Source organism: Sphingobacterium sp. 40-24, assembly GCF_001899705.1.
GTDB lineage: Bacteria > Bacteroidota > Bacteroidia > Sphingobacteriales > Sphingobacteriaceae > Sphingobacterium > Sphingobacterium multivorum.
The window spans coordinates 38,288-51,908 of sequence record NZ_MKWH01000037.1; the positions used below are offsets into that span (position 1 = coordinate 38,288).

The window sequence follows — 13,621 nt, forward strand, 5'->3', positions numbered from 1 at the left end:
ATCTTTTCAACCAATTTAATTTATAAGGGTTTGGATTTAAAATTATTTCATACTTTAGTGTTATAATTCTTAACCATACAGTCATTTTTTATGAAAAGTTTTTTCACTGGCCTCCTCCTGCTTAGTGGTGTATACCTACAAGCGCAAGATTTTTCGTTCGGTAAAATAAAAAAGGAAGATTTTGCCATTACTGTTGACAAAATAGATACAGCAGCAAATGCCTTTGTCTTACGCGAATATGGATCAGCCGAAGTAAGTTATGATAAAAACAAAGGTCCGGTTGTTCAATTTTTCAGACACGTCCGCATTAAAATATTAAATAAGGAAGCTTATAATTACGCTAATTTCAGTATCCCTTTATATAAAAGCGGCAACGACCGGGAAGTCCTTATGGACATCAAGGGAGCGTCCTATCACCTCGTCGGAGATAAGGTTGTAGAAACAGAGATGACGAAAGCGAATATTTTTAACGAAAACGCCTCAGAAAACTATGCGGTAACGAAAGCGGCCATTCCGCAGGTCCAAGAAGGTACAATTATTGAATACCGCTACCGCACAGAATCGCCATTTATTTTTAACTTAAATGCCTGGGAATTTCAGGAAGATCTCCCAAAACTTTATAGCCAATACGTCACGCGTATTCCCGAAGTTTTTCATTACAAAGCCAATTTAAAGGGGGGATTAGCCGTCAGTGACCGGAAGGTAGAAAATTACAACACAGGCCTGGATTCTCAAGTTGGAGAAGTCTTAGGCAATAAAACCACCTATACCATGGAAAATATTCCGGCTTTCCATACCGAAGATTACATGACCTCTTCCAAAAATTTTAGGTCAATCATTTTCTTTGAGCTTGGTCGGTATAGCATTCCAATGGGACCGACAAAAGACTTTTCGCTCACGTGGGAAAATGTCAGAGATAAACTCGTACAGGACGAAAGTTTTGGTGGACAGGTAAAGCGAAAAACGGCATTGAAAGAGTTCATTGAACCGGTATTGCAGGATTCAAAAGATGACCTGGAGAAAGCGGTACGACTGTATACCTACTTCCAGAAACAAATAAAATGGAATAACCGCCATTCGATCTACGCAAAAAATATCAAAGAAGCCATCGAAAAAAGAACAGGCAATAGCGCCGATATTAACCTTGGACTGGTCAATGCCTTACGTTATGCGAAACTAGATGCCATCCCTGTTATTTTATCGACACGTGAGAATGGCTATGCAGGGCTCTATGCACCAGCGATATCAGAGTTCAACCATGTCATTGCCCAGGTAAAAATAGGTGAAAACTACTACCTGCTGGATGCGACCTCTCCCTATGAGATGTTTGGAAATATTCCAATGAAATGTGTCAACTTTCAGGGAAGATCAATTCCTCTGGAAGGCGAATCTGACTGGGTAAAGCTCGAGGCAAATCTTGCATCTACTTACAGTAACTTCTTCTACGGTGAACTGTCGGAAGATGGTGCATTAAAAGGAAAATGGATTACCTCACGTAACGGTTATGGTGCTTCCAAAATGCGTGAGCGCCTTCAAGGAAGTAATTCTGAAGAAGAATTCTACGAAAAAATAGATGAAGAAAACAATCGCATCAAAATCAATAGTTTTAAAGTATCGAATCGGGAATCCCTTGATAAACCGCTAACGGAGGAGTTTGAAATTGAGATTAAGAATTTTGCAACCCTGCAAAATGAACAACTTCTATTCAATCCTTATATTGACACCAAAATGTCCAAGAATCCCTTCAACCTTACGGAGCGGAATTATCCGATCGACTTTGGTTCTTTAGTCCAAGAAGAGTGCTACATTGAAATCAAACTGCCAAAAGGCTATGCATATCCAACGAAAGGAAAGTTAAAAAACATCAGTATGGCTCTTCCTGAACGTGCGGCCCGATATATTTTCAAAATCAATAATACAACACCGGATGTTCTGATCATCGAATCTGCAACACAATTAAACAAACCCTTGTTTATGCCGGAAGAGTATTTTGATTTAAAAGAGTTTTTCAGTCGGATCATCCAGGCAGAAAAATTAGATGTTGTACTCAAAAAAATATAACGATATCACTTAACACAAACTTCATTTTATATTGACGATTAGCTTAAATAAGGGTGATAACTTTGAATATCAAAAAATAGTAAAATGATTAAAGATTCAGATTTATTCGAACTAGAGAATACCTTCCTTGGTGAAGGTTTCGAATTAGATGGTGATGATATTATCACCGATGAAGACTAGGTCTTCACTTTTTTAGCAAGTATTATTCCCCTTATATAATCTCAAAGCCCAGACATTCTTTGCTGGGCTTTTTCTTTGCTCCGTTGTTCAGCAATTTGGCCAAACCTTATTATTTCCCTATCTTTATGTTATCCTGACAATCCGCCGTTGAGCTAACCCAGCTCCTATTTTTACGGGAACGCAAGTAACAGGTTTAAAGCAAATAACACACATGAGAAAAATAATATTGGATCTGGCCATGACCTTAGATGGCTTTATTGAAGGCTCACAGGGAGAGGTTGACTGGTGCATTATGGATGATGACATGGATTTCGATGGCTTTTTGGCTTCGGTCGATACCATCTTTTATGGCCGGGTGAGCTATGATGCCTGGGGTAATTTCCAACCGGGTGCTACGGCCGATGAAACGGAAATAAATCTTTGGAAAAATGTCCATGCGAAGAAAAAATATGTTTTTTCCTGTCAAGCAAGACAAGATGAAAACGCTACTTTCATCCAAACTGATATCACTGAACATGTTCAGGAAATAAAAGCACAGCCCGGAAAAGATATTTGGCTATATGGGGGAGCACGTCTAATCACAACATTCATCCAAGCCAACCTTGTTGACGTCTATCGCATTTCCGTTCACCCCATTGCCCTGGGAAGTGGCAAGCCTTTATTTGAAAACTTACCTGAACGACTATCCCTAAAACTTGTCCAAAGCGTCACATTCAAATCGGGTGTTGTTCAGTTAATCTATATCCCTCAACATGAATCTTAACCATCAGGCTGCCCCACAGATCGCTGACCAGATGATTAGGAAAGTACTAGATCAGCTCGAAAGTATATTTATGCCCCATTGCTCGCTCCTATCGGAAGATCAACCAGGCAGAGCCTATTATGGTTTTAATTTTCAACTGGGCAACAAAAACTTCAAATTTAGGAAGGCTAAGATAACACCAAAAAAAGTGGGGTTATTCGTTGCTCTTTGGAAACGTGACAGCGATGGTCAGACCATCCCCTTTACTGCAGATGATCCTTTCGATTATTACCTTATTTTGGTTGAGCAAGACCAGCATTGCGGCTTATTTGTTTTTCCAAAACAGATGCTCATTGAACATGAAATCCTCACAGCAGGTTGCCAAGAGGGTAAACGCGGGTTCCGAATTTACCCAGATTGGAGCATCCCAATGAACAAACAGGCTACCAAAAGCAAACAATGGCAGCACACATACTTTGTGGATTGCTGTGGGTCTCCTCAAGAAGCCAAAAACAAATTGACCCATATACTGCAAAGCAACTAGTCGATATTTCCGACCAAATCGGCATAAGCAGCACGCAACAAAGAAATTGCCGTCACCATACTTTGTTCGTCAAGATGGGCAAACCCCAACCGCAATGCTGTAACGGTTTTATTTTGATAAAGGCAATTACTCGGCAACAAGAGTCCTAGCAACCGCACTTTTTCTTGCAAGGCTGTCAGCGAAACAACCCGATTAAACTGTATCCAAAAAGCCAGTCCCGAGGACGGGATTTCAAACCGGATCTGATCTTCAAAATGCCGTAACAGCAATTGGGCAAACAATTCTTTTCGCTCAGCAATTGTTTTCTGAAATTTACGCTGATACCGAAAGATATCACCCTGATGGATAATTTCACCCAAGGTTTTCTCGATCATAAAATTCGGTTTTCCGAAGATATTCAAATACTTTTTACCTTCATCCAACAGATCCTGTGGTGCGATCAAAAAGTTCATTTGGAAACCAGGATCAAAGAAACTACCGAAAGCACCTGTATAAATCACGCGGTTACCGCCATTTTTCCGAAAAAGTGATTCGCCTTTCTCCTTAAAAAAAGAAGACTCAAAATCCACATCATCCTCAATAATGATAAAGTTATACTGCTCGGCCAACGCTAATAATTGAATTTTCCTCCGCTCGGAAAGGTTAACCGTCGTTGGATACTGACATCTGGTATTGAGGTAAACACACCTGATTTCTCCGGGTTTAAATTGATCTCCGATTTTATCTACATTCATCCCCTCCGCATCTACCGGAATGGTTTTTAGCTTGGCCCCAGCTTGACTAAAGATCATGTTAGGTAAAAAATAACTTAAATTTTCCACCAGCACAATATCACCTGGTCGGATCAATAATCGGGATAAAATTGAAAAAATCTGCTCGCGGCTGGCAATAGGCAACAAGAAATTCCGGGAAAGATGAAATCCTCTTGTTAAATTCAGATAATAGCTTAACTGGTCCCTAAAAAACAAATTCCCTTCAGTCGTCGTCGGAAAATCATCACTTTTCTTTTTCCGTTTCACCATGGATGCATAAAAACGCACCAGTTCCTCCGTTCCAATGACATTATAATCCGGTGTTCCATCCGTAAAATAGTACCTTTCGGGAACCTCTGAAATGGGCATATCTAAGATGAGTTCCTTTCTAAAAAAGTAAGGTGCAAAATCAGGCGGCTGTCTAAATGCCTTAACTGCAGACCTGGAGGTACCGATACGCTCAGGATTTTTCACAAAAGTTCCGCGATTAGGTAAAATTTTCACCCAGCCCTGTTCCTGCAATTCCGCTAAAGCAGCTACAATGGTTTTTCGGTGCACATTTAGTTCATCAGCAATCTTCCGACTTCCGGGCAACAAATCACCATCTTCCAATAGATTGCGTTTGACGGCATTGATAAATTGATAAACAATCTGCAGATAGATGGCATCTTCCTTACGGCGATCTATCTTAATAATGGAATGAAAACCTATACTAACCGGACTACTCATTATGTTTATTTCGGACTACCAAAGTTATCATTTAAACTATAATCTTTGCAATCATCAAGAAAAAATAATCGCGTTGATTTACTCAATCCCAATGGTCATTGAGCAAAATAGACCTGACTTTAGCATAAAAATTAGCAATAATATGGAAACAAAACCACTATGGACGCAGGAAGAAGTTGTTGCTTTATACAACAAACCAATAATGGATCTTCTTTATGAAGCGGCATCGATACATCGGAAATATCACGACCCCAACAAAGTACAAGTGTCCACATTGATCTCAATAAAAACAGGTGGCTGTCCCGAAGACTGTGCCTATTGTCCACAGGCCGCACGTTACCATACGAATGTAAAAGCGGAAGGCCTAATGAGCCTAGAGCAGGTAAAGGAGCAGGCACTGGCGGCCAAAGCTGGCGGTAGCTCACGAATCTGTATGGGGGCCGCCTGGCGTAATGTTAAAGATGGTCCTGAGTTTGATCATGTACTGGAGATGGTCCGCACATTGAATAGACTTGACATGGAAGTCTGCTGCACACTAGGTATGCTGACCGAAAACCAGGCACATCGTCTTTCAGAAGCCGGACTATACGCCTACAACCACAACCTCGACTCCTCTGCCGACTACTATAAGGAAATTATCTCGACCAGAAGCTATGATGATCGCCTGCAAACGATCGAAAATGTCCGTAAAACCAACATAACGGTATGTAGCGGTGGTATTATTGGGATGGGAGAAAGTATCGCCGACCGTGCAGCGATGTTGGTCACGCTTGCTTCGCTCATTCCACAACCCGAATCGGTACCGATCAATGCACTCGTTCCTGTACCCGGTACTCCAATGGAGGTCATGGAAGCAGTTTCGATATGGGAAATGGTACGCATGGTCGCTACAGCCCGAATTTTATTACCCACCACACAGGTTCGCCTTTCTGCAGGGCGTACCAACATGAGTACAGAGGGACAAGCTTTATGCTTTTTCGCAGGAGCCAATTCGATTTTCTCGGGCGACAAACTCCTCACCACGCCCAATCCCGCTATCAACGAAGATATGGATATGTTTAAAACACTGGGGTTAGTGGCACAGCAGCCTTTCGAGAAAAAAAATCAACCCGAAACCATCGCAACGGAGATGGCGCATTACCATGATCTTGGTGAAAGACCAAGATGGTCAAGACCAGAACATAAAATCCAGCGTAACATCGCTAAACAGCAAGACAAATAACAAACCCTATGCAGCAAACCATAATGGAAGGAAAAGAAATCAACCAACAAGACCTTATCGATGATTTTGACAGAGCGCATTTATGGCATCCGTATACAACCATGACTAATCCCTTACCTGCCTACAAGGTTAAACGGGCAGATGGCTGTATAATCGAGTTGGAAAATGGGCAGCAACTTATCGATGGTATGTCCTCTTGGTGGTGCGCCATCCATGGCTACAATCACCCCGTCCTGAACGCTTCGGTCACAGCACAGCTCAGCAGCATGTCACACATGATGTTTGGCGGACTTACACACGAACCAGCAATTGCCCTCGGTAAAATACTGCTTGATATCACCCCTGCTTCACTCAACAAAATATTTTATGCCGATTCGGGTTCTGTTGCAGTGGAAGTTGCGCTTAAAATGGCTACTCAATACTGGGTATCACAAAAAAAGACCAATAAAACAAACTTTGTCACGATTCGTTCGGGATACCATGGCGATACCTGGAACGCGATGTCGGTCTGTGATCCCATTACTGGCATGCACCGCATCTTTGACCATGCTTTACCCAAACGCTATTTTGCCCCTGCCCCAAAAATAGGGTTTAACCAAAAATGGGATGCCAATGACATTCAACCCTTAGCAGACCTGATCTGCTCGCATAAGGACGAACTGGCCGCTCTCATCCTCGAACCTATCGTTCAGGGAGCCGGTGGTATGCGTTTTTATCATCCGGAGTACTTGCTTCAGGCAGCACATCTTTGCAAAGAAAATCAGCTGCTATTAATCTTTGATGAAATTGCTACCGGATTTGGGCGCACGGGAAAGCTCTTTGCCTGGGAGCATGCCGGAATAGTGCCCGATATCATGTGTATCGGTAAGGCTCTGACCGGAGGTTATATGACGCTATCAGCCGTGATCACTTCAGATCACGTTGCAACTACAATCTCCAACGGTAAACCGGGTACATTTATGCATGGGCCAACTTTTATGGCCAACCCCTTGGCTTGCGCTGTAGCCCACGCTTCTATCAAATTACTGTTGGCAACGGACTGGAAAGCGAAAGTAACGTTAATCGAGCAACAATTGAGGCGGGAACTTAGCGCTGCTACAATGCTGCCCCAAGTTGAGGAGCTCAGAATTTTAGGTGCAATTGCTGTCATCGAGATGAAAAAATCCGTCGATCTATCCCGCATACAACAGCGGTTTATCGAAGAAGGAATTTGGGTTAGGCCATTCGGAAAACTGATTTATATCATGCCCCCTTTTATCATAAACAAAGGTGAGCTACACAAGTTAACACAGGCATTACTAGCCGTAATCAGCACAATCCAATGAGTGAAAACAGTTTAATCCAGCGCATTGAAGACGAATTATTTACCCTTGAAAAACAAGGAAATATACGAAAACTCCCCCTTATCACACAGCAGGGCAACATAGGACAGAAGCATGAAAAAGAGCATCATAACCTCTCGTCTAACGATTATCTTGGCCTAGCGACAGATCAGATACTTCGTCAAGAATTCCTAAACTCGGTGACAAAGGATAATGCAGTATTCAGTGCCTCCTCTTCGCGTCTACTTACAGGAAACCATGCAGGCTATACGCAATTGGAAACAACGCTATGCCGTATGTTTGGCACAGAGAGTGCATTGGTCTTTAACAGTGGCTATCATATGAATGTAGGCTTACTTCCTGCAGTGTGTGATACACAGACACTAATTCTCGCCGATAAGGGTATCCACGCAAGCCTAATTGATGGCATCCGACTGTCCAATGCGGCCTGCTACAGGTACCGCCATTCCGATTACACCCACTTAACGCAATTATTGGCAAAATATGCCCATCGCTTCACACGCATCATCATCGTCACAGAAAGTATTTTTAGTATGGATGGTGATTGCACTGACCTCCACTATCTGGTCAGTCTAAAACAGCGTTACCCCAATACCTTACTCTATGTCGATGAAGCGCACGCCGTAGGGGTACGCGGAATACGGGGGCTTGGCTGCGCAGAAGAACAGCACTGTATTACCGAAATTGATTTCCTGACAGGCACCTTCGGAAAAGCGCTAGCATCGCTTGGTGGCTACCTGCTATGTAAAGAACCCATCCGGAATTATTTGATCAATAAGGCTCGTACGCTAGTTTTTACAACCGCGCTACCCCCGATCAACCTTTTATGGACCGCGTTTATTCTGGAACGCTTAAGCGACTTCACTGACCGGCGCCAACAGCTGCACAAAAATAGCCTATTACTTCAACAGCAAATAATTGCCAAAGGCTTTAATTGTCCGTCAGAGAGCCATATTCTACCAGTCATTATCGGTGATAATAAGGAAACGATACTGAAAGCAGAAGACCTGCAGCGAAAGGGATTTTACGTACTTCCCATACGTCCGCCGACAGTACCAGAAGGAACTTCAAGAATCCGGCTTTCATTGACAGCAACAATGACCTCGGCCATGATCAAACAACTCGCAGCAAGCTTATGATACTTAAAAGAATCTCCCCTAAACGGGTCACTTCAGCCGATAATTTCCCAAGGCAGTATCTTCACCCAAAATCCAACGAAAAACTGCTTTTATTTTTTGCAGGCTGGGGCATGGATGAACAGCCTTTTTTGCACTACTCTCCTGTGGGCAAAGATCTTATTGTTGCCTATAGCTATACGGATTTACTGTTGGACGAAAGTCTGCTCGCAGGATACCGGGAAATTGAGGTTTTCGCCTGGTCTATGGGGGTATGGGCAGCAGCAACGGTACTGCCCGAGCTCCAAAACAGCAATTACCCCATCAGTACGTGTACCGCAATCAATGGAACACCATTTCCAATAGATGACGAAAAAGGAATTCCAGCCCAGTTATTCAAAGGAACATTGGATACACTGAGCGATAAAACACTGGAAAAATTCAGATTCCGCATGTGTGGCTCTAAGGACCTTTTTAACTGCTTTCTTGAGAGAGCGCCCCAACGGGACATCGAAGACCTTCGCACAGAGCTCATCGCCATTGAAAAAACCGCAAGTACAAAATCAGCAACAGCATTTCAATGGCATCAGGCATATATCGGTAAAGAAGACCGAATCTTCCACGTAGAAAATCAAAAACGTGCCTGGTCCGATACCGCATATACGATAATTGACGCTACGCATTATCCCGAACAATTATTTAAGCACCTTTTAAAATGATCATCATGATGGACAAACAAAGGATTATGGCCCGTTTTTCTAAAGCTGCGCGGAACTATCAGTCGGCAGCGACTGCTCAGTACGAAATAGCAAAAAAAATGATCAGCTTAATGCAGGAGTACATACCGCTCAGACCGCAAAAAGTATTGGAAATTGGCTGCGGCACGGGACTTTTTTCGCGGTTGATGCTACAGCATCTCAAACCTCAAAAAATGGTTTTAAATGATATCTGTCCAGCAATGATGCCCGAAGTAATGGATATTTTGACCTCGCCGCACACGTTCAGCTGTGCTGATGCAGAAACCTATGCTTTTCCCAAAGATATCAATCTAATCGCTTCCTGCTCTACGATTCAGTGGTTCAACAATCCCCGCGCTTTCTTTGAGAACTGTTATGTATCGCTACCGAACTCGGGTATCCTTGCCTTCAGTACTTTTGGTCATGACAATATGCACGAGATCAATGCTACTGCAGATGTTGGACTAAGCTATCGATCTAAATCCGAACTTATCGCCGAACTTTTAACATTGAATTATACGATCCTCGTTGCACAAGAAGAACATTTACAACTATACTTTGAAAGCCCTTTACAAGTTCTGCTCCACCTGAAGCAAACGGGAGTGACGGGAATAAAAAATCACCGGTGGACAAAAGGCACGCTCCGGGCTTTCTGCGACCAGTATACTGCTCGTTACGGGACAGAAAAAGGCGTATCGCTAACCTACCATCCCATCTATATTATTGCAAAAAAAAACATCAGCTGAACACGCCAATCACCAACAATCGGACAACCAACAAAAGAAACATAGCAATGAATGAAAATATCTATTTTGTTTCCGGCATAGACACCGGGATCGGAAAAAGTTATGCTACTGGCCTCCTCGCGAAACAATGGAATACAAGTGGTATACGCACCATTACTCAAAAGCTGGTACAAACTGGAAATACAGCTATTTCCGAAGATATCGTCCTGCATCGCCAACTCATGGAAATCCCATTAACGGTGGAAGATCATCAAAAAATCACCATGCCGGAGATTTTCACCTACCCGGCCTCCCCGCATCTGGCAGCGCGCCTAGATAATCGTGAAATTGATTTTACCAAGATCAGACAGGCAAGCTTGACATTAAGCCATCGCTACGATGCTGTGCTTATTGAGGGCGCAGGTGGATTGATGGTTCCATTAAAAGAAGATTATCTGATTATTGATTACATCCAAGAAATGCAATATCCTCTTATTTTTGTCACATCGGGAAAATTAGGGAGTATCAATCACACCTTACTAAGTCTGGAAGCTATCGCCAAGCGCAAGATCGATCTACACACCCTGGTTTACAACACGTTCCCCGTTCATAAAGACCGCACCATAAGTTCTGATACGGAATTATATCTTCGTCGTTATATAGAAAAACACCATCCGGAGGCCTTATTTGTCCGCTTGTAAATAAGGTCAACCGGATACGATTGTTAGACCGATAGAGCAACAGCAGGTAGACCAGTCAAAAAGAATTGGCCGCCATTCCTGCGGAAACAAGTATAGGTTATGCTAATAATGGATCAGTTGTACACTCGACACCTGTTTCCAATCGCCCTGCGAGCTGAATGAGGAAGCTGCTGTCTTCCTTGAGTCGTACAGCAATATCATACCAATTCCCTTGCCTTTCAACATCGAGGATCAGTGGCACTTCTTCGGCGGGAGCGATTTCTTTCGTTACGGCATATTTTCCATAGCTAAGGCTCTCGACAACTACGGTTACCCGCTGGTCGCTATTGTTCCTGAGTTTCAATTGCAATTTTCCTGTTGCCGCCTGAGTCAGCGCTTTGAGTTCGGGAGAAACGGCTGCCGCTAGCGCCACAGCTCCTTTCTGTCCAGAAAATTTTCGATAAAAACCATTTGGACCATGTAATTCAAAAGCATAGCGATCTCCTTCAAATCGTTCCAGATCCCACTGATATGTCAAACGATCACCGGCCTTCACCGCAAAATTCCAATTGCGGTAGGTTTCACTTTGCCCCTGTTCATCACGATATTCCAACGGACTATACACGTTGAAAGCTGTACCGGAAGTCTTTTTTCCGAAAAACTCGTTGTCTACAGTCATCGCCAGATGAAACTGTCCATCTTTCACATAGCCCACCGCATCATGCGCATAAGGCAATTGCAGGGATTTACGAATCCCCCGCTCCTGTATTCGGTCAAATCCCGGAATCCATCCGTTTTTAGTTGCTAGATCAGGATCCTTAACCTCAACAAAGCCTCGCGGGTCTTCTTTGAACTGCGCATTGTATATCGTTTCGATATATTGATCCCGATCAAGAAAAGGAAGTTGTTCCTTTTGCTGCGTAAAAGGTGTAAAGGCGCTTGTTAAATCCCCACAGATTGTTCTACGCCATGCACTGATGTTTTCCAAATGCAGATTCTTGTTCAGCTTTTTATTAAAGAAAGATTCCAAAAATTGCAAAGTAGAGGTATGATCAAATACCTGAGAGCAGACCTTACCACCGCGCGACCAAGGCGACGCAATATACATGGGAACACGAAAACCTAGGCCCACAGCCCCTTCGCGTGCCTGTTTTTTAGGAATCCCCTGTTTTAGCTCATTTTCTAAACGAACCATCTCCACCTCCGTATCGATCCCTGGAGAACATGCACCTGTATCTTTCTTCTTTAAATCTGGCACCAGAAAAGGTTTAACATGGTCGTAGTAACCATCGTTTTCATCATAGGTAATGATAAAAATTGTTTTTTTCCAAACTTCGGGGTTCTTCGTTAAGATATCTAAGACTTCAGATACATACCAAGCTCCATACCAGGGCGCACTCGGGTGGTCCGAAAAATTCTGCGGACCGGCCAACCAGGATACGGCAGGCAGTTTCCCGGTATCAACGTCTTTACGGAATTGATAAAGAATATCTCCTTTAGGGACTTCCAGCGTGCTTTTTTTTCCCTGTGTCTTAAAACGTAAGGTATCAAGCGATCTGTAATTTTTATCCCCCTTGTTTACCGTAAACGCCCGCTCATTTAATGATTTCGTAAAATCACTTAGCTTGTTATAATTGTTTGCATTGAATTCCTTTAGTTCGGTCTCAGCTCGCTCCAGTGCTTCACTTTTTTTGCGAATATCAGCGCGTATCTTTTCTGCTTGTTCCTCGGAAGAAGGTGACTTCTCTTCCAACTTAGAAATCTGCATGGGCAAATCCCGAACCTGTGTTTCCAGGCTTCTGATATAGTTCTCCTTAAATTTAACTTGATAAGCCTGAAAAAACTCCAGTAGATTACACCCAAAATTGGATAACCATGCTCTTTCCTGTCCAGAAAAACCTCCGCCACAGCTGGTCTCATTTTGATAGAAACGCCAGTTAATGCCGTTCTTTTCAAGCAATTCCGGAAAAGTTTCCCAGGTCATTTTACCATAGCCAAAGTCATCGTTCCGAATATTCACTTTTTGCAGACCATCTTTCATCTCTGTAATCTTACCCGTCCAGAAAAAGGAACGGTTAGGCGTCGTGCTTGTCATGCCCGAGCAAAAATTCTGATCACATACTGTGAAAGCATCCGCTAAGGCATAATGAAAAGGTAGATCTTCCCGTGTAAAGTATCCCAATGTCAGTGGCATCGCCGCATATTGTTTATTCCCTGATTGCTTCGATAACAGCCAATGATCGTAACGTCCTTGGTTAAAGGCATCCACCTGGCTTGCTCGACTATGTGGAAGCGAACCCATCCAGGTCACTTTACTTTCTTTCAGATTTAATCGAAAAGGAGCATAAGTTTTTCCCGCTTTATCCGTTTGATACCAGACGGGTAAACCGTTTGGTAAACGTATCGAACGGGGATCATTAAACCCCCGAACTCCCGAAAGACTACCTAGCGTATGGTCAAAGGAGCGGTTCTCCTGCATCAGGATGACAATATGCTCGGCATCTAAAAAACTGCTTCCTGGGGCAGGGTCTATCGCAAAGGCTTTCTGGATCGATGCGGGCATAAAGCTGGCAATACCTGCTGCTCCCGAAAATAGTAGGGTCTTTCGGAGGAATTCTCTTCTGCTTTCCATAATACTTATTTATAATTTCGATTTGAATCTACTTAGATTTCTTTTTGTTTCATATTTCTTCATGTAAATCTTATGTTACCAAATTAAGCGCTAAGAAAATATCTCCATGATAGGATGACAAAAATTTGTTTATTTTTACGAAAACACAACAGATATACA

11 protein-coding genes are annotated in these 13,621 nt (G+C 42.9%); 9 read left to right on the plus strand and 2 right to left on the minus strand.

Annotated features, from left to right (window positions below):
• Positions 1-90 precede the first annotated feature (90 nt).
• From BGP15_RS14945 to BGP15_RS14955, 3 genes are all read left to right on the plus strand, one after another.
• Complete coding sequence (locus BGP15_RS14945; RefSeq protein ID WP_286769974.1) at positions 91-2,061, plus strand: DUF3858 domain-containing protein; 1,971 nt, start codon at positions 91-93, stop codon at positions 2,059-2,061.
• A gap of 391 nt (positions 2,062-2,452) precedes the next feature.
• Complete coding sequence (locus BGP15_RS14950) at positions 2,453-3,004, plus strand: dihydrofolate reductase family protein (protein WP_286769975.1); 552 nt, start codon at positions 2,453-2,455, stop codon at positions 3,002-3,004.
• Entirely contained in the window at positions 2,994-3,527 is a 534-nt protein-coding gene (locus BGP15_RS14955) for a MepB family protein (RefSeq protein WP_286769976.1), read from the plus strand. The genes BGP15_RS14950 and BGP15_RS14955 overlap by 11 nt, the downstream gene beginning before the upstream one ends.
• Here BGP15_RS14955 and BGP15_RS14960 read toward each other — a convergent pair.
• Complete coding sequence (locus tag BGP15_RS14960; RefSeq protein ID WP_286769977.1) at positions 3,524-5,008, minus strand: aminotransferase-like domain-containing protein; 1,485 nt, start codon at positions 5,006-5,008, stop codon at positions 3,524-3,526. The two genes, BGP15_RS14955 and BGP15_RS14960, sit on opposite strands and share 4 nt — an antisense overlap.
• 142 nt (positions 5,009-5,150) lie before the next feature.
• Here BGP15_RS14960 and bioB point away from each other — a divergent pair, with 142 nt between their 5' ends.
• From bioB to bioD, 6 genes are read left to right on the plus strand one after another with little or no spacing between them, the layout of a single operon-like run.
• Positions 5,151-6,230 (plus strand): biotin synthase BioB, encoded by a 1,080-nt coding sequence (gene bioB, locus BGP15_RS14965; RefSeq protein ID WP_286769978.1) that lies wholly within the window; start codon positions 5,151-5,153, stop codon positions 6,228-6,230.
• Between the two features lie 8 nt (positions 6,231-6,238).
• Positions 6,239-7,555, plus strand: a complete 1,317-nt coding sequence (bioA, locus tag BGP15_RS14970) for an adenosylmethionine--8-amino-7-oxononanoate transaminase (RefSeq protein ID WP_286769979.1) — start codon at positions 6,239-6,241, stop codon at positions 7,553-7,555.
• Positions 7,552-8,712 carry an 8-amino-7-oxononanoate synthase gene (locus BGP15_RS14975; RefSeq protein WP_286769980.1) on the plus strand — a complete coding sequence of 387 codons (1,161 nt, stop codon included), beginning with the start codon at positions 7,552-7,554 and terminating at the stop codon, positions 8,710-8,712. The genes bioA and BGP15_RS14975 overlap by 4 nt, the downstream gene beginning before the upstream one ends.
• Positions 8,709-9,407, plus strand: a complete 699-nt coding sequence (locus BGP15_RS14980) for a DUF452 family protein (protein WP_286769981.1) — start codon at positions 8,709-8,711, stop codon at positions 9,405-9,407. Before BGP15_RS14975 ends, BGP15_RS14980 begins: the two co-directional genes overlap by 4 nt.
• A 5-nt stretch (positions 9,408-9,412) precedes the next feature.
• Complete coding sequence (gene bioC / locus BGP15_RS14985) at positions 9,413-10,171, plus strand: malonyl-ACP O-methyltransferase BioC (protein ID WP_286769982.1); 759 nt, start codon at positions 9,413-9,415, stop codon at positions 10,169-10,171.
• Positions 10,172-10,218: 47 nt separating this feature from the next.
• Positions 10,219-10,851: a dethiobiotin synthase gene (bioD, locus tag BGP15_RS14990; RefSeq protein ID WP_286769983.1), complete on the plus strand. Its 633-nt coding sequence runs from the start codon at positions 10,219-10,221 to the stop codon at positions 10,849-10,851.
• A 97-nt stretch (positions 10,852-10,948) separates the two neighbouring features.
• On the opposite strand, the gene BGP15_RS14995 is transcribed toward bioD, so the two are convergent.
• Complete coding sequence (locus BGP15_RS14995; RefSeq protein ID WP_286769984.1) at positions 10,949-13,462, minus strand: phosphocholine-specific phospholipase C; 2,514 nt, start codon at positions 13,460-13,462, stop codon at positions 10,949-10,951.
• Positions 13,463-13,621 lie beyond the last annotated feature (159 nt).

Bases quoted from the DNA above. Each gene is read 5' to 3' on its own strand.
- BGP15_RS14945 (WP_286769974.1), top strand. From the start codon at position 91: ATGAAAAGTTTTTTCACTGGCCTCCTCCTGCTTAGTGGTGTATACCTA.
- BGP15_RS14950 (WP_286769975.1), top strand. From the start codon at position 2,453: ATGAGAAAAATAATATTGGATCTGGCCATGACCTTAGATGGCTTTATT.
- BGP15_RS14955 (WP_286769976.1), top strand. From the start codon at position 2,994: ATGAATCTTAACCATCAGGCTGCCCCACAGATCGCTGACCAGATGATT.
- BGP15_RS14960 (WP_286769977.1), bottom strand. From the start codon at position 5,008: ATGAGTAGTCCGGTTAGTATAGGTTTTCATTCCATTATTAAGATAGAT.
- bioB (WP_286769978.1), top strand. From the start codon at position 5,151: ATGGAAACAAAACCACTATGGACGCAGGAAGAAGTTGTTGCTTTATAC.
- bioA (WP_286769979.1), top strand. From the start codon at position 6,239: ATGCAGCAAACCATAATGGAAGGAAAAGAAATCAACCAACAAGACCTT.
- BGP15_RS14975 (WP_286769980.1), top strand. From the start codon at position 7,552: ATGAGTGAAAACAGTTTAATCCAGCGCATTGAAGACGAATTATTTACC.
- BGP15_RS14980 (WP_286769981.1), top strand. From the start codon at position 8,709: ATGATACTTAAAAGAATCTCCCCTAAACGGGTCACTTCAGCCGATAAT.
- bioC (WP_286769982.1), top strand. From the start codon at position 9,413: ATGATGGACAAACAAAGGATTATGGCCCGTTTTTCTAAAGCTGCGCGG.
- bioD (WP_286769983.1), top strand. From the start codon at position 10,219: ATGAATGAAAATATCTATTTTGTTTCCGGCATAGACACCGGGATCGGA.
- BGP15_RS14995 (WP_286769984.1), bottom strand. From the start codon at position 13,462: ATGGAAAGCAGAAGAGAATTCCTCCGAAAGACCCTACTATTTTCGGGA.